The sequence below is a fragment of the Bradyrhizobium sp. HKCCYLS3077 genome (assembly GCF_051167555.1).
In the GTDB taxonomy this organism is placed as follows: domain Bacteria; phylum Pseudomonadota; class Alphaproteobacteria; order Rhizobiales; family Xanthobacteraceae; genus Bradyrhizobium.
The window spans coordinates 191,918-207,526 of the sequence record NZ_JBNPTH010000004.1; the positions used below are offsets into that span (position 1 = coordinate 191,918).

Here is a 15,609-nt window from a genome sequence, read left to right on the forward strand (position 1 = left end):
CCTCGCGGCACGGGCTGACATGCAAGGTCGGGCGATCAGCGGCGCAGTGCGCTGCCGAGAACTCCGCCCATCATGCCGCCGATGAAGGCCGCGCCAGCGGCGTTGCCGGCGTTGTCCTGGGGCGGAGGATTGCGATAGACCGGCGCTCCCTGCGGCGGCGGGCTGCCGGCGGCGACATTGCCGGCCGGCTTTTGGCGGCGGGGCTTGGCTTCATCGCCCACGGCCGCGGTGGCCGGCGCCGGCTGCGGTTCGGCCAGCAGGGCCTTGTGCTGCAGCTTGGTGAGGAAGCCGGTCGACGGATAGCCGCGAGCGGCCTGCCAGCGCTTCATGACGCTGCGGGTCTCGTCGTCGAACACGCCCGTCATCTTGGTGTCGAAGCCCAGGCCCGTCAGGCGGCGCTGCACGTCGCGGCGCTTGGTCTTGTCGAGGCCGATCTGATCCTCGCTGACCTGGGTGCCTTCCTCGGTAAAGGTGGCGGGATCGACGCCCTTGCCGACATTGCGGGTCGCGGTGTTCACGGCGCCGCTTTCGATCGAGGCAATGCGGGCCATCGCCAGCGACTTGAACTGACCGTTCGGATAGGTCGCGAGATAGGCGTTGAGCTCCTCCGGCTTGTTGGAGTCCTTCACCGAGCGCCAGAACTCGAGTTCAGCCTCGCCAGAGCTCTGGCCGGCCGCCGCGGCCACCGGCGTGGTGCCGGCGGTAGCCGCCGTCGCGGCAGGCGCGGCCGCTGGATTGAGATAGACCGCGCCGATCAGGTTGGTGTGACCCCAGGGCAGCTGGCCCTTGCTGGTCTCCTCATTGACCTGGGCGCGGACCGCCGTCATCGCCTGCTGGATCTCGATGCCGGGCTGGGCGATGTGCGAGATCAGCGCGCGGGTGAACGGGCTGTTGCCACCGGCGTCGCCGTCGAGCGCGGTCTGTCCGGGACCGGTCGCAAACGCGATCAACGTGCCTTCGCCGGATTTCATTTCGGCCAGGCCGGTCTGCACGGAGACGCTGCGCGTCGGCGAGTTCGACTTGATCTTGGCGGCAAACGGGTTGTCGCGGCAGGCGTCGAGGAACACCAGCTTGACCTTCGCATCACCCATGGTCTGGTCGAGCGTCACATCGATGTTGATCGCCGAGCCGAGCTTGACGTCCATTTCGGACTTGAGGTCGGCGTCGACCGGCAGCAGGTAGTTGGTACCGGCGATCGCGATGCCATGGCCGGCGTAATAGAACACCGCGATGTCGGCACCCTGCGCCTTGCGACCGAAATCGAGCAGCTTCTCGGTCATCTTGTCGCGCGTGAGGTTGGTGCCTTCGACGACGTCGAAGCCGACATTTCGCAGGGTTGCCGCCATGGCCTTGGCATCGACCGGCGGGTTCGGCAATTGGGCCACGCTCTTATAGGCGCCGTTGCCGACGACGAAGGCGACGCGGCGGTCGGCCTTGGCGGCTTGGGCGGTCAGCACCACGCAGAGCAGGGACAGGGCGATGGTGAAGTAGCGCATCAGGAGATCCCCCAACGATCAGGCGAAGCGTTCACTGCAGCATTTGTCGCTCAATGGCGCGAAAAGTCTTGTTCCCAAAGAAAAAATCACCGTTCTGCCACAAACGAGTTCGCGAGTGTTGCGCCTCACCCACGCCGATCGCGTGTAGGCCCTCGTGGTTCGTGACCTCGGTCACGCCCGAACGGTATCTATCGGCGCTCAGCGCCCCGCCGAACTGCCGACCGCGACGGGTCTAGTCTGCGGTGGCCGCAGGTTGACGAGGTTTGCCGCCAGAATCAGGGCGGCCCCGACCAGGGTCAATGCGTCCAGCCGTTCCGAGTACACCAGCCAGCCCACGGTCGCCGTCAACGGCACGCGCAGGAAATCCATCGGGATCACGATCGTCGCGTCGGCATAGAGCAGCGCGCGCGCCATGCAGAAGTGCGAGAACGTGCCGCACAGGGCAACCAGGACGATCCAGCCCCACGCCGTGGCGGACGGCCAGGTCCACAGCAGCAGCGTCGGAACGAAGCCAGCGACGGATTGCACGGCGAGCATCCAGAAGATGATCGAGACGGTCGGCTCGGTGCGTGTGAGGTATTTGACCAGCGCGATCGAGATGCCAAAGCCGACGGCGGCAGCCAGCGCGATGAGCTGGCCCGGATTGATCGCGCCCGTGTCGGGACGAACGATGACGACGACGCCGACCAGGCCCAGCACGATTGCCAGCAGCTTGAATAGCGTCAGGCGTTCGCCGAGAAAGGCGGCTGCGAGCAGCGCCGTCCAGATCGGCATCGTGAACTCGATGGCGACGACCTGGCCGATCGGGATCAATGTAAGCGCGAAGAACCAGCCGAGCTGCGCGCCGTAGTGCACGAGGTTGCGGCCGGCATGGAGCTTCAGCCGGGTCGTGCGCAAGGTCGCAAAACCGCCGCTCAGCGCGATCACGGGCCAGAGCATCACGAGGCCGATGAGGCAGCGCAGCTCCATCAGCTCGAAGACGTTCATCTCGCGCATGGCTTCGCGGCCGGCCACCGCCATCACCAGCATGAGGCTGAGCCATCCCGTCATCCACAGCGCGGCCATCAGTTTCGAAGCGGGACGGTGCATTAGCTCGCTGTCAGGAAGGGCTGGCAATGCCGGGCTGTATCACCTCGGCTGTCCGACATTGCAAACGAATTGAATGCCGCGCTGCATCAAGGCGCGCAGCGGAACTTGGCCGTCCGCAGCTGAGAAAATCGTGGAGTGTGGGCGCGTTTCGTCCTAAAGCCGCCGCCTCGAAACAACCAGGGCAGAGCTTCCGACATGACCGAACGCGCCGCTTCAGCCGACTTCGTCACCGCTTTCGCCACCGGCTGGCCGGAGCGAGAACCGCATCTCATGGTGCTGTCGCTGACCACTCACAAGGGCGTGCAGGACTTTGCGATGACCCGGGAACAGGCGCTTCTGGTCGCCAAGACGATCAAGCGGACCGCCGCGCAGTTGGCGCCGGCGCCCAACGCCGGTGCCAAGCGCGCCTGAGCGGGCCGCTATCGCGACAGCGAGATATTGGCGGCGCGGAACTGGCTGTCGGCCCGGATCGAGACCGACTGCTTGTTGCCGCGGGTGCTGAGCGCGATGTTGGCGTTGAAGCCCGCGGTGGTCGCGAGCAACTGGAAATTGCCGCCGCCGCCGCGGCCCTGCAGCACACCGCTGACGCCGCGGCTGGTCTCGGTCCAGCTGCCGGAGATGGCAGACCCTTCGGCGAGAACGTCGGCCTGCAGCCCGAACTTGTAGGCGTCGCTCGCGCAGGTCAGGACCAGGGTCATGCGCGGGCCGGACACGCCGTAGGTGGCCCGGCAGCGAATCCGCTCGGTCGATCCGTCCTCGAGCGCCACGGTGCCGCTGCCGCCCCAGGTCCCGGCCAGGCCGGTGAACGGGCCGGGATCGGCCCGACCAGGCGACGCGGCGAAAACGCCGGTTAAAACGAAGGCGGCGGCCATCAGCCGCCGCGCCATTCCAACAGAAATGAAGTTGTCTTTAAAGCCGGGACGCCTGCCAGCGGCCGCTGCAGGGGATGCCTGCCGACGCGCCGTTCCACTTGCCCGAGCCAGAATTACCGTTGAGCTGCCCATTTGCATATGCGCCATTGATCGAGACCTTCACGAGGCCCTCGCGCCCGATCGATCCTGACACGTTGGCCCCCGCCGCGGAGATCTTACCGTCTGCCACGATCAGGGTCGAGCTAGCCGTCGGCTCGCAGCTGCCGCTATTCGTCACGATCGTGACTTGCCACTGGCCGTCATAGGGTGACTGAGCGAATGCGGGGGCGGCCGAGCTGCCCACCAGGATCGACGCGGCCAAGGCCATTCCAATGCGATCGAGACCCATGTCTCTTTGTCCCTCAATGTCTGTGATGCAAAGCTTATTTGGACGAATTGTGACGAAAATTTGCCGCGTCGCCGCAATGGATTTTTATTGAGGAGTTTCAGCTTGTTAAGGATTAATGCGGAACCCGGCCTTGAGCCATTCGGGCGGCCGTGTGGACGTTTTGTGCCTTCGCGTGCCGCATGAACATACCGCTGTCACAGCCTTGCGCCGACAGCGCTCAGGCGCAATTTCGCCCGCATACACGATGTGAGACCGTCCGAGCAGCATGCCTCGGCGGCGTCGAGGATGTGATGCGAGGCCGCGATCGGCCGCTCAGTGCGGCGTCAGGCTGGGCGCCTTGGTGGCGAACTGCTCGTCCTGCGGCTTGGCCGGAATCGTCCCGGTCGCCTTGGCTGATTCGACGACGTCGCCGAGCAGCTTGAGGCCGAGCGGCGCCAGCGCGCGCTCCCACAGCTCACGCGCGGTTTCGCCCTTCTTGACGAAGCACCAATCCTGGGCGGCGATGGCGCCGGCGTCCATGCGGTCGGCCAGATGGTAGATCGTGCCGCCGGCGATCGCGTCGCCTTCCTTGATCGTCCACTCCACCGCCGCGATGCCGCGGTGGCGCGGCAGCAGCGACGGATGGTAGCCGATGCCGCCCAGCTGGGCGGCCGCAACCGCCTCCTGGGTGACGCGGGCATGGCTGTGCGCCGTGACGATCAGGTCCGTGCCGGGAGCGATCTCGCTGGCCGGGACGACCTTCGGATTGGCCTGGACCACCACCTCGATCCCGGCCGCGCGCGCTGCGGCTGCAAGCCGGTCCTCGCCGTCATGCACGACCACGCGGGCGATCTCGATGTCTCTCTCGCGCAGCATGTTCAGTGTGGCGACACCGAAATGGCGGGAGCCGACGAGGGTGATGCGCATGGCCAGGGATCTTCCACGGTTTGGGGCAGGGTCGTGCCGGTTGGGGGCACCAGACCGGCGACAATCGGGTCAAACCAAGCCTTGGCGTCCAGGTCAAGCACCTGCTGACGCTTCATCACAGCCCTGCTTTCCCGGCCCGATGGCAACGCCTCGATGCCGCGCAAACGCCGGTTCCCGCCGCGGTAGGCATGGAGAGGGCGACGAGACAAGGCCCGGTCCGAACCAGGGTGTTGTCGAAGATTGACCGAGCGCGCCGCAATCCCCGGGTTCCGTATGGCATCGTTTGGCCGGATGGTCAGGAGGCGAACGCGCATCGCATGGAGTGCGGTGAGGCGCCATGTCGGCGGGAGTCGCGGACAGCTCACGCCGAACTAACGGGACGAACTATCTGCTGATGAGAAGGAGGCGAGGTGGTTCGCTCGAAGCGCGATGTGCGTTTGGGCGAACTGCGAACGAGAATCGCCCAAAGAAACCCGCTCCGCCATATAATCAACCTGTGATTGTGTAATTAGTTTGTCGTCTGCGTAGTAAAACCGAGGCGACGGCATATGACGAAGATAATTTCTTAAAGAGCCTGACGCACAATGATCGAGCCGCTCCGCCGCGCGGCCGGATAGCCGGGTGCCGCGCCTGTCACCGATCCCTGGGCAACAGCACCCGGTTATTTGCCGGCGGTCATGCGCTCTCCGCCGCCGGCGAAGCGGCATCGAGTCCGAGCGCCTCGCGCAGCGGTCCGAGATGTTTCTCGTATCGCCGCCAGCTGCCGATGGAGCGGCGATAGATCGGCTCGCGGACCTGCATCAGGCTCGCGGTGCGCACGGTCCGCTCGGTCCGGTGGAAATCCAGGCAGGACCCCTCCCAGTCGAGCCCGCAATGCGCGAGCACGCGGCGGGAGACGCCTTCGAGGTCATCGACGAGATCCTCGTACTGGACGTCCATCAGGATTCCCGGCGGCAGCACCTTGTGCCAGTGCTCCATCACGCCCTCATAGCCCCGGAAGTAGTGACCGAGCTCGGTGAGGTCATAGGCGAAGGGCTGGGCGCCGGTAAACAGCAGCTGATAGCATGAGATGCAATTGTCGAGCGGGTCGCGCCTTGTGTTGATGATCCTGGCGCGCGGGAACGCGGCATGGATCAGGCCGACGAACAGGAAGTTCAGCGGCATCTTGTCGACGATATGCTGGGCCTCGGGCGCCAGCGGACGCACGCGGGCGGTGTACTGCTGCCCCAGCCGCGTCATCTCCTCCGGCGGCAGGAGTGCGATCAGATCGGGGTACTCCGGAGCCACCTTCTGACGGCCGGCGCATTCGCCGACCAGTTCCTTGAAGGTCTCGAGCTCACCCGCGCCGAAAACCTTGGAATGGCTCGCCAGCACCTGTTCCATCAGCGTGGTCCCGGAGCGCGGCATGCCGACGATGAAGATCGGCGCCCAGGAGTCGTCACCCTGACCGGCAACGGACCGGAAAAACTCGGGGGTGAAGCGCGCGGCGACGTTCTTCATCATGGCGAGCCGCTGATGGGAGTCGTAGTCGAAGCTCTTGCGCTTGAGCGTGTTCGCCTGCTGCAGATGCGAAAAGGCGGCGTCGTAGTCCTTCAGGTCGGACAGCGCCTTGCCCATCGCGAAGTGCGCCGCAATCTGCTTCTCCTGGTCGAGCTGGTCGATGCGCTCGATCAGTCCCCGCAAGCCGGTCAGCCTGGGATCATCGGGCTTGAACTTGTTCATGTTCGCCAGGTTGAGATGGATCGAGGCGTCGTCGGGCGCCAGCTCGAGCGCCTTGGCGAACGCCGCGGTCGCCTCCTCGAAGCGTCCGAGCGCCTGATAGGCGACGCCGAGATTGTTATAGGAGCCGAACCGTTCCGGCTTGATCTTGATGGCCAGAAGGTTCTGCTCGATCGACTCCTCCAGCCGGTTGAGCTCGAGGAAGGCGTTGCCGAGATTGCCATAGGCGTCGGCGTAGTCGGGCCGGCTCGCGATCGCCCGCTGGTAGTGCTCGACCGCGCGCTCGCGATGGCCCTGGCGCAGCAGCACGTTGGCGATGTTGTTGTGGGTCTCGGCGTGCTCGGGGCTGACGTCGAGAACCTTGAGATAGTGCCGCGCGGCCTCGATGTCCTTGCCTGCCGTGTAGAGCAGGTTGCCGAGCGCGAAATGCGCATCGAGGTGCTGCGGCTTGTTGTCGATTGCGCGGCGGAGCAGGGCCATCGCTTCATCGACGAGACCCTGGCTCTGCCGGACCATCGCAAAGGCATAGAGAATGCCGGGATGACTCGGCGACAGCGCGAGGGCCGTCTCGTAGTGCTGCACCGCAACGTCATAGCGGCCGGCGGAGGCCTCGACGGCGCCGATGCTGCCATGGGCCTCGGCGGACTTGTCGTTGACCGCGACCGCGCGCTCGAAAAGCTCCTTGGCCTCATCCAGGCGATTGGCAGTGGTGCAGATCATGCCGAGCCCGACCAGCGCATCGAACTGGCGCGGCTGCCCCGCCAGGATCAGCCTGAAGATGGTCTCGGCATCGCCGACGTCGCCGCGCGCCTGCAGCTTCTTGGCAACCGCCGTTGCGCTTTCGGAGAGCGTCTGCAGCGCGTCGATCTGCTCCGCGACGAACCGAGGCGACTCCGCGGTCGGGGTGACAATGGCCGGAGCGCCGTTCGCCGGCTGCGGGGGCGTGACGCCCGCGATCGCCTCGGCGATGGCCGGCCGCAGCGCTTCGGGGCCGAGCGCGTCCAGCAGGGGCTTCAGTCGGTCGCCGTACATGCGCCAGCGGCCGACCGAGCCGGAGAACAGCGGCTTGCGCACCTGCACCAGGCTTGCGGTGTTCACCGGGCGCTCGTTTGCGTGGAACGCCAGGCAGGCATCGTCCCAGTCGAGCCCGCAATGCGCCACGAGCCGGCGCGCGTGAGGCTCGATGTCCCGCACCAGATCCTCATAGGCGATCTCCAGCATGACTCCTTCGGGCAGCGCCGTGCGCCAATGGCCCATCAGCGCGTCGTAGGCGCGGTAATAGCGGCCGAGCTCGGCGAGATCATAGGCGAACGGCTGAGGCTCGGCGAACAGCTGAGTGTAGCAGGACAGGCATGTGTCGATCGGATTCCGCCGGACGTGAACGATGCGCGCCTTCGGGAAGGCGAGATGGATCAGGCCAGCAAACAGAAAGTTCGACGGCATCTTGTCGACGATTCGCGTGGTGCCATCCGGCAGATCGGCAAACCGTTCGAGATAGGCGCGCGCGAGGGCACCGATCTCGTCGTCCGACAGTTTCGCGATCATCTCCGGATAATCGCCGTGGGCGCGGTCGGTGAACAGCGCGGCAGACGCCGCGAAGTAGTTGACTTCGCCGGCGCCATGGACGGCCGGGTGACTGGCCAGGATCTGTTCGATCAGGCTGGTCCCGGAACGCGGCATGCCGATGATGAACACCGGCGCCTTCGATGGATCGCCGTGACCGGCGCGCGCCTGCAGCAGCTCCCTGGTGACGACAGCGCGAATGCGCTCGATCTGGTGCAGCGTCTGATGTTCGTCGTAGTTCATGCGCCGGCGTTCAAGGCTATTGCCGGCCTTGAGATGCAGCAGAGATCGCTCGCCGTCCTTGATGTCGGCAAAAGCGCGGCCAAGGGTGAAATGCAGCGCGATGCGTCCATCCTCGGTGAGCGCCTCCGAGTTGGCCGCGAGGTCCTGCAGTGGCGCCCAGCGCTGGTCGTCGATCGTAAACGGCTTGACCACGCCGTAATTGAGATGGACGCCGACATTGCGCGGATTGATCGCCAGCGCAGAGTCGTAGGCGCGCGCGGCCTCGTCGAGGCGGCCAAGAATCATCAGCACGCCGGCGAGATGATTCATCGTGATTGCATCGCGTGGATCGTGGAGGAGGGCGGCGCGATAGCTCTCGATCGCCTCCGCATATCGCTTCATGTTGCGCAGCGTATCGCCGCGGTTGCGGTGAGCAATCGCGTAGTCCGGCCGGCGGCGGAGCGCCTCGTCGTAATGCGCCAGCGCCTCATCCTGGCGGCCGCGCGATTGAAGCGCGTTGGCAAGGTTGTTGTAGGCCTCGGGGAAATCAGGACGTTCGGCGATGGCCCGCTCGTAGTGGAAGATGGCTGCTGGCCAGCTCTTCAGCTCCAAGTGGAGATTGCCGAGATTGTAGTGGGCCTCGGCCAGATGCGGGCTGACGGCGAGCGCCTGCTGATAGGTACGGATCGCCGCGTCGAGCTGTCCGCTCGCTTGCTGGCAGCCGCCGATGTTGAGCAGTACGATCGGCGCGTTGGGCTGGATCGCGAGCGCGCGTTGATAGTGGCCGATCGCTTCGGAGTAGCGGCCAAGCATGCGGCAGGCGTCGCCCAGGCTGGCGGCGGCGGCGGCGAAGTCCGGCCGCGCGGCGAGAGCGGCTTCGTGATGCGATATCGCACGCTCGTGTTGGCCAAACCGCTGCAGGGCGAAGCCGAGGGCCTGGTTCGCATCCGCGTTGCCAGGATCTGCAGCCAGCGCCAACTCCAGATGCTGGACCGCGCCGGCGGGATCGCCGAGGCTCGTGAGCGCGCTCGCGAGCAGCAGGCGCGCTTCGGTGGCCGTGGGGTCGAGGGTGACCGCGCGTTGCAGATGATCGCGCGACTTTGATAGATCGCCAACGCCCGCGTAGTTCTTGCCGAGCACCAGGTGCAGCTCTGCGGTGTCGCCCACCTGCTCCGCGGCCCTGTCCAAAAGCGCACGCGTCTCGTCGGCGTCACCGAGCTGCAGGCGGACCATCGCAAGGCTGCAGAGCGTACGGAAATGGTCGGGCTGGAGCTGCAGCACCTGGCGATAGGCCTGCTCGGCAACGCGCAAGGTCCGCGCGTTGATCTCGGCCGCTGTCTGGCCGCTGCCGGGCGATGCAGAGACGAGACGAGGGCGGATGGCAACGGCGAGCTCGTTCATGATGGCAACTTGCTGAATGTTCGACGTAAGCCGTTGTCGAGGCGGATTGAAGCGAAACAGAGGCTCGAGCGGGACAAACGCATTGCGCGCGTCGAACAGATTGACACTGCCGCAGCTGATCGGCTCCGGAACTCTGGAGTTGGTGCGTGCCGCATGGTCCTTCGAACAAGCGCCGTGTCAGCCGTCGCTCGCTCGGAAAACGGCGATGCCGGCGTAGACCAGAGGTCTACGCCGGCCAACATTCGTCGTCGTCCTTGCAACCTCAGGCCCACATGTGATGCATCGCGTGGTGATGCGACATGTCGGGCGCCGCCGTTGCAGCCGCCGCCGTACCCGCCGCTGCTGCCGCTGCGGTTTGGTGGCTGTGATGGCAATGGTGGTGGTGGGTCGTGTTGGTGTTGCCATTCGCTCCCCCGCCCGTGGTCGGTGGCGGCGTCGTGGGTGCCGGTGTCGTGGGAGTCGGCGTCGTCGGAGCAGGGGTGGTGGGCGTCGGCGTGGTCGGGGCCGGTGTCGTCGTGGCGGCCGGCGTGCCGCCGGTGCCATTGGCGATGTTCGGATTGGGGCCGGCTGGCGCGCCCGTGCCCATCGCGATGCCGTTCACGGCCGTTGCCTGGATGAAGCTCGTGACCGAGTTCACGTAGTCCACGCCGCCAATGGCGATGTTGTTGCCGCCGATGTCGCCGGCGTTGCCGATGAAGTTGGCGGCTGCGGCCTTCAGCATCGCCTGATCGGTCGCGAGAGCCGCGCCGGTGTCGCCGTTCATGATCCCCATCAGCGCCTTCGTAGCCATCGCCGAGTCCGACTGCAGCGCGCCGGCGGCGAGCTCGTTGTCGAAGCGGCCCTGGAAGACGGCGCCCTGGGCGTTGTTGAACTGCACGCCGAAGTTCTGATAGTTCGCGATCTGCGTGATGATGTCCTGCGTGGCCGCTGCGGTACCGTTGGCCACCGCATTGAGCTTGGCGCCCAGCGTATTGGCTTCGGCGAGGAACGAGGCCCAGAAGTTGGTCTGCGCCTGGTTGTCCTGGAAGCGGGTCACCGTACCGGTCAGGCCGCCCGGCAGCTCGGACCAGCCTCCGGCGTGACCGGGCGCTCCGGTGCCGCCCACGGCCGCGTTGAGGGTCGCGTCATTCTGGAACACGTCGATCATGTCCAGAATGTTGTCCGCGGTGCCGCGCAACGCGGTCGGATTGGCCTGGGTTTCCGGGCTGTCATACTTGTTGAGCTGCAATCCGATCTGACCTGCGAGAGTCATCAGGTGCAGCGTTGTCGTCTGGGCGTCGACGGCCGTCAGACCGGCCTCGAGTGCGGCAAGCTTGGCAGGGTCGTTGATGATCGCATTCAGGCCTTGCTGGGCGGCCGTGAAGTCCGCGGTCGCCTGTCCGAGGGTGTTGGCGCTGATGCCACCGAGAATGAGATTGGCGGCCGCATTCATGACCTGGCCGATCGCGTTGAGATCGCCGGCGGTCGCCGCCGCGAGATTGGCCGCGCTGTCGTTGCCGGCCGGCAGCGACTGGAAGGCGACGTCCATCGCGCCGGTATTGGCGAGGAACTGCACATTGTTCAGCGCCGACGACAGGTGCGCATCGCCCTGGATCTGCTGCAGGATCATCTGCTGCACGTTGTGGATGGTCTGGTCGGCCTCGGCCAGCGTGTTCGGATTCGTCGTGCCCGGCGCTGCGTTGATCAGCGTCGTGAGTTCGTTCGAGACCTGCGTGAGCACGGCGGTGTCTGTTGCGTTCAGCGTGAACGCCTGGCCACCCAGCGTGACTTGGCCGGGATTGGCAAGCATCGCGTTGATGTCGTTCTGCACGGCGTGCAGGTCGGTGGTGTAGCTGCCAAGGAACGGATTCGAGTTGCCGCTGTTCTGCGGCGTCGAGAACAGGCCGGTCGAAATACGAACCGCGTCGTTGAACACGACGCCGGCCTGGACGAGGTCGGTGGACAGGTTCAGCGCGGACGCGCGAACCAGGAGGTTGGACGTGCCATTCGCCAGCGCCGTCGGGTTGAATGTATTGGCTGCCATCAGAACTATCTCCCCAAGTTTCAACCCGGCGTCAGCTGCTTGGCGTCTCTACAGCACGCGGGCGTTGATCGGGCTGCGACGTCTCGTTCACCCCTTCGCAGGGCGGGCGAAATGTCGCAGCCTCAGAGCACTTGGGAATTATTTGCTCCAATGGGGCCAAAAGAAGCGCCGCCGAGTCCTCAAATATGATGTTGTTCGGGCATGGACGCGCTGTCGCAGCGAAGTCACGGCACCGCATAGAAGCGTTCTAACCCGTTGATTTCAGTCGTGGCATCTCCGCAACATTGGTTGCGCGCGACGTTAAGACACACGGTCCGGACAAGAAGTTGCCCCGATCTTGCGAGGGTTCCGCGGACGCTCCTTGGAATTATTCCAACACGAGCCGACTCGGGCTCGTGCGGAATGATGTGTGCATCCGAAGCCGCGGATGTGGGCGAGGTGTGCCATCCGTGACGGCCCTCAGTGCCACATGTGATAGAGCGCGTGATGCTGCGACATATCGGGCGCTGCGGCTGCGGCCTGGCTCGTATGGGCTCCGGCGCTGTGATCATGATGATGCTGATGCTCACAGGAATGCGCGGCAGCGCTGGAATGCGCGGCAGCGCTGCCGTTGTTTGCTGCCGTCGTGCCGCCCGACGACGTGCCAGCCGTGCCACCTGCAGCCGTGCCGCCATGTCCGGTCGCAGCACCTGCTCCCGCGCTTCCAGCCGTGCTGGTGCCTGCTGCCGCCGTGCCGCCGGTGCCATTTGCGAGGTTCGGTGTGGCCGTGACGGCGATCGTGCCTTGCGCGGTGCCCTTGATCGACGTCGCCGTTGAGACCGTCGTTGCGGTGCCGACATAGGTGCCGCCGTTGACGGGGATGTTGTTGCCGGACACATCCATCGCGTCGGCCGCGAAGCCCTGGCCGGCTGCCGCGATCATCGCCTTGTCGGCGGCAAGCGCCGCGCCGGTGTCGCCGTTGAGGATGCCTTGCAGCCCCTTCACCGCCGCCGCCGTGTCGGCCTCGAGCGTGCCGCTGAGCAGCTCGTTGTCGAAGCGGCCCTGGAAGACGGCGCCCTGCGCGGCATCGAAATTGGCGCCGAACTGCTGGTAGTTCTGGATCTGCGTGATCAGCGCGGCACTGGCCTGGGCCCCGCCGGTCGAGATCTTCTGCAGCGTGGCGTTGATGGTGTTGGCCTCCGCCAGGAAGGCCGCCCAGAAGTTCGTCTGCGCCTGGTTGTCCTGGAACCTGGTCACGGTCCCGGTCAATCCACCGGGATCCTCCGCAAAACCGCCGGCATGACCCGCATTGCCGTTGCCGCCTGCGGCCGTGTTGAGGTTGGTGTCGCCCTGAACGATGTCGATGATGTCGAGCAGATTGTCGGCGGTGCCGCGGAGAGCGGCCTGATTTCCGGTGGTCGCCGCCTGATCATATTTGTTGAGCTGCAGGTTGATCTGTCCGAGCGCCGTCTGCAGATGGATCGTCGTCAGCGCCGCTGCGTTCGCGGTTTCGCCGGCCTCGATCTGCGCGAGCTGAGACTGGTTGTTGAGGATGGCCGTCAGGCCGCTTGCGACCGCCGTGAGGTCGGTGTGAACCTCCTGGACATTTCCAGTGTTGATGCCGCCGGACGCGAGCTCGACAGCCTTGTTGAACACGAGCCCGACATCCTTCAGGCTGTTGCCGGCTGTCGCGGCCGCAAGGCTTGCCGGATCGTCTGCGCCCGCCGGCGAGGTCTGGAACGCGACGTCCTGGCCGCCGGTATTGGCGAGGAAGGGCACGTTGTTGAGTGCGTTGGCCAGATGCGCATCGTTGTGGATCTCACCCAGGATCTCCTGTTGCAGGGCATGGATCGTCTGGCTTGCGGCGGAATGCGTGGTCGCGTTGGCGAATTGACCCGCGGCCTGGAGCAGGGTGCCGAGTTGGCCCTCGACATTGGTGAGAACCGCCGTGTCGGTGGCGTTGAGCGCAAACGTCTTGCCGCCGAGGGTGACCTGGCCGGGATTGGCGAGCATCGCCGCGATGTCGGTCTGCACTGCCGTGATGTCGGCCTGATAGCTCGTCAGGAAAGCGGGTGAGTTGCCGCTGTTGGCGAGGCTGAACAGACCGAGCGAGGCGCGCACCGCGTCGTTGAAAACGACGCCGGCCTGCACCAGATCGGTCGAATGCTGGATCGCGGTCGCGCGGGTCAAGAGGTTCGAGGTGCCGTTGGCGAGCGCGGTGGGGCTGAAGTTCACCGGTGTGGTGTGCATTCCGCCGGTGCCCGTCCCTCCGCCGCCCGTGCTCGGTGGCGTCGTTGTGGTTCCGCCCGTGCCATTGGCGATGTTGGGCGTCGCCGTCACCGGGATCGTACCCTGGGCGAGGCCGTGCACGGAGGTGGCGGTCGACACCGTCGTTGCCGAGCCGACATAGGTCGCGCCGCCGATGGCGATGTTGTTGCCTGAGACATCCATCGCGTCGGCCGCAAAGCCTTGGCCAGCCGCTGCGAGCATCGCCTTGTCGGCCGCGAGGGCCGCGCCCGTGTCGCCGTTCAAGATGCCCTGCAGGCCCTTCACCGCCGCCGCCGAGTCGGCCTCGAGCGTGCCGCTCAGCAACTCATTGTCGAAGCGGCCGCGGAACACGGCCCCCTGCGCCGCATCGAAATTGGCGCCGAACTGCTGATAGTTCTGTATCTGCGAGACCAGTGCCGCGCTGGCTTGCGCGCCGCCGGTCGAGATCTTCTGCAGCGTCGCATTGATGGTGTTGGCCTCCGCCAGGAAGGCTGCCCAGAAGTTCGTTTGCGCCTGGTTGTCCTGGAACTTGGTGACCGTCCCGGTCAGCCCGCCCGGATCCTCGGCGAAGCCGCCGGCATGGCCCGGCGTGCCGTTGCCGCCCGCGGCCATGTTCAGATTGGTGTCACCCTGGATGATGTCGATGGAGTCCAGCAGATTGTCCGCGGTGCCGCGCAACGCCGCCTGATTGCCGGTGGTCTCGGCCTTGGCATATTGGGTGAGCTCGAGATTGACCTGTCCGAGCACCGTCTGCAGATGGATCGTGGTCAGCGCCGCCGCATTCGCGGTCTCGCCATTCTCGATCTGCGCAAGCTGGGTCTTGTTGTTCAGGATGTTGGTCAGCCCCTGCGAGATCGCGGTGAGGTCCGTGGTGATCTCCTGCAGGTTGCCGGTGTGGATGCCGCCGGAGGCGAGATCGACCACCTTGTTGAAGACGAGGCCGACGTCCTTGAGCGTGTTGCCGGCCGTCGCAGCCGCCAGCGTGGCCGCATCATCAGCTCCGGCCGGCGCGTTCTGGAAGGCGACGTCCTGGCCGCCGGTGTTGGCAAGGAAATTGACTCCGTTCAGCGCGCCCGAGAGATGCGCATCGCCATTGATCTCCTGAAGGATCTCCTGCTGCACGGCGTGCAGCGTCTGGTCCGCGGCCGTGATCGTCGCCGCGTTGGTGGTCTGCCCGGCGGCCGTGATCAGCGTCGAGAGCTGCGCCTGCACGTTGGTGAGCACGGCCGTGTCGGTCGCGTTCAGCGTGAACGTCTGGCCGCCCAGCGTCACCTGCCCGGGATTGGCGAGCATCGCGGCAATGTCGTTCTGCACGGCGTGCAGATCGGTGGTGTAGCTGCCGAGGAAGGGATTGGAGTTGCCGCTGCCCGCCTGGGTGAACAGTCCGAGCGAGGCGCGGACGGCATCGTTGAACACCACGCCGGCCTGGACGAGGTCCGTCGACATGTTGAGCGCGGATGCGCGCACCAGCAGGTTCGACGTTCCGTTGGCCAGCGCCGTCGGATTGAAGGTGTTGTTCGCCATCGATCATCTCTCCCCAAGTTCATCCGGCGCCCCGCCGAGGGGCCGTTACCGAAACTGGCCGGGCGATGCGGATGCATCGGCCCCGCCGCAGCACGCCGCGCGGTCGACTTGCGCTTGCGCGAATGCGCCAAGCTGTCGCGCGCTGATTTGTCGCAGCTG

General features: G+C 65.7%; 9 protein-coding genes. 1 reads left to right on the top strand and 8 read right to left on the bottom strand.

Features of this window, described 5'->3' with window-relative positions:
- Positions 1 to 35 precede the first annotated feature (35 nt).
- Both ACQR0Z_RS17130 and ACQR0Z_RS17135 read right to left on the bottom strand, forming a co-directional pair.
- Complete coding sequence (locus tag ACQR0Z_RS17130) at positions 36 to 1,496, bottom strand: caspase family protein (protein ID WP_434858988.1); 1,461 nt, start codon at positions 1,494 to 1,496, stop codon at positions 36 to 38.
- Between the two features lie 198 nt (positions 1,497 to 1,694).
- Positions 1,695 to 2,585, bottom strand: a complete 891-nt coding sequence (locus ACQR0Z_RS17135; protein WP_434919426.1) for a DMT family transporter — start codon at positions 2,583 to 2,585, stop codon at positions 1,695 to 1,697.
- A gap of 195 nt (positions 2,586 to 2,780) precedes the next feature.
- On the opposite strand from ACQR0Z_RS17135, the gene ACQR0Z_RS17140 reads away from it, so the two are divergent.
- Positions 2,781 to 2,996 carry a hypothetical protein gene (locus ACQR0Z_RS17140; protein WP_434858986.1) on the top strand — a complete coding sequence of 72 codons (216 nt, stop codon included), beginning with the start codon at positions 2,781 to 2,783 and terminating at the stop codon, positions 2,994 to 2,996.
- An 8-nt stretch (positions 2,997 to 3,004) separates the two neighbouring features.
- Here the strand turns inward: ACQR0Z_RS17140 and ACQR0Z_RS17145 are convergent, their stop codons facing one another.
- The 6 genes from ACQR0Z_RS17145 to ACQR0Z_RS17170 form a co-directional block, all read right to left on the bottom strand.
- Positions 3,005 to 3,472, bottom strand: coding sequence for a hypothetical protein (locus tag ACQR0Z_RS17145; RefSeq protein WP_434919427.1), 468 nt, complete (start codon positions 3,470 to 3,472; stop codon positions 3,005 to 3,007).
- A 22-nt stretch (positions 3,473 to 3,494) separates the two neighbouring features.
- Complete coding sequence (locus tag ACQR0Z_RS17150; protein WP_434858984.1) at positions 3,495 to 3,845, bottom strand: hypothetical protein; 351 nt, start codon at positions 3,843 to 3,845, stop codon at positions 3,495 to 3,497.
- A 312-nt stretch (positions 3,846 to 4,157) separates the two neighbouring features.
- Entirely contained in the window at positions 4,158 to 4,751 is a 594-nt protein-coding gene (locus ACQR0Z_RS17155) for a formyltransferase family protein (protein ID WP_434919428.1), read from the bottom strand.
- Between the two features lie 675 nt (positions 4,752 to 5,426).
- On the bottom strand, positions 5,427 to 9,656 hold the full coding sequence (locus ACQR0Z_RS17160; RefSeq protein WP_434919429.1) for a sulfotransferase: 4,230 nt from the start codon (positions 9,654 to 9,656) through the stop codon (positions 5,427 to 5,429).
- Between the two features lie 262 nt (positions 9,657 to 9,918).
- Positions 9,919 to 11,679: a hypothetical protein gene (locus tag ACQR0Z_RS17165; RefSeq protein WP_434919430.1), complete on the bottom strand. Its 1,761-nt coding sequence runs from the start codon at positions 11,677 to 11,679 to the stop codon at positions 9,919 to 9,921.
- Between the two features lie 459 nt (positions 11,680 to 12,138).
- Entirely contained in the window at positions 12,139 to 15,450 is a 3,312-nt protein-coding gene (locus ACQR0Z_RS17170) for a beta strand repeat-containing protein (protein ID WP_434919431.1), read from the bottom strand.
- Positions 15,451 to 15,609: the final 159 nt, after the last annotated feature.

Bases quoted from the DNA above. Each gene is read 5' to 3' on its own strand.
- ACQR0Z_RS17130 (WP_434858988.1), bottom strand. From the start codon at position 1,496: ATGCGCTACTTCACCATCGCCCTGTCCCTGCTCTGCGTGGTGCTGACC.
- ACQR0Z_RS17165 (WP_434919430.1), bottom strand. From the start codon at position 11,679: ATGGCAGCCAATACATTCAACCCGACGGCGCTGGCGAATGGCACGTCC.
- ACQR0Z_RS17155 (WP_434919428.1), bottom strand. From the start codon at position 4,751: ATGCGCATCACCCTCGTCGGCTCCCGCCATTTCGGTGTCGCCACACTG.
- ACQR0Z_RS17140 (WP_434858986.1), top strand. From the start codon at position 2,781: ATGACCGAACGCGCCGCTTCAGCCGACTTCGTCACCGCTTTCGCCACC.
- ACQR0Z_RS17145 (WP_434919427.1), bottom strand. From the start codon at position 3,472: ATGGCGCGGCGGCTGATGGCCGCCGCCTTCGTTTTAACCGGCGTTTTC.
- ACQR0Z_RS17150 (WP_434858984.1), bottom strand. From the start codon at position 3,845: ATGGGTCTCGATCGCATTGGAATGGCCTTGGCCGCGTCGATCCTGGTG.
- ACQR0Z_RS17170 (WP_434919431.1), bottom strand. From the start codon at position 15,450: ATGGCGAACAACACCTTCAATCCGACGGCGCTGGCCAACGGAACGTCG.
- ACQR0Z_RS17135 (WP_434919426.1), bottom strand. From the start codon at position 2,585: ATGCACCGTCCCGCTTCGAAACTGATGGCCGCGCTGTGGATGACGGGA.
- ACQR0Z_RS17160 (WP_434919429.1), bottom strand. From the start codon at position 9,656: ATGAACGAGCTCGCCGTTGCCATCCGCCCTCGTCTCGTCTCTGCATCG.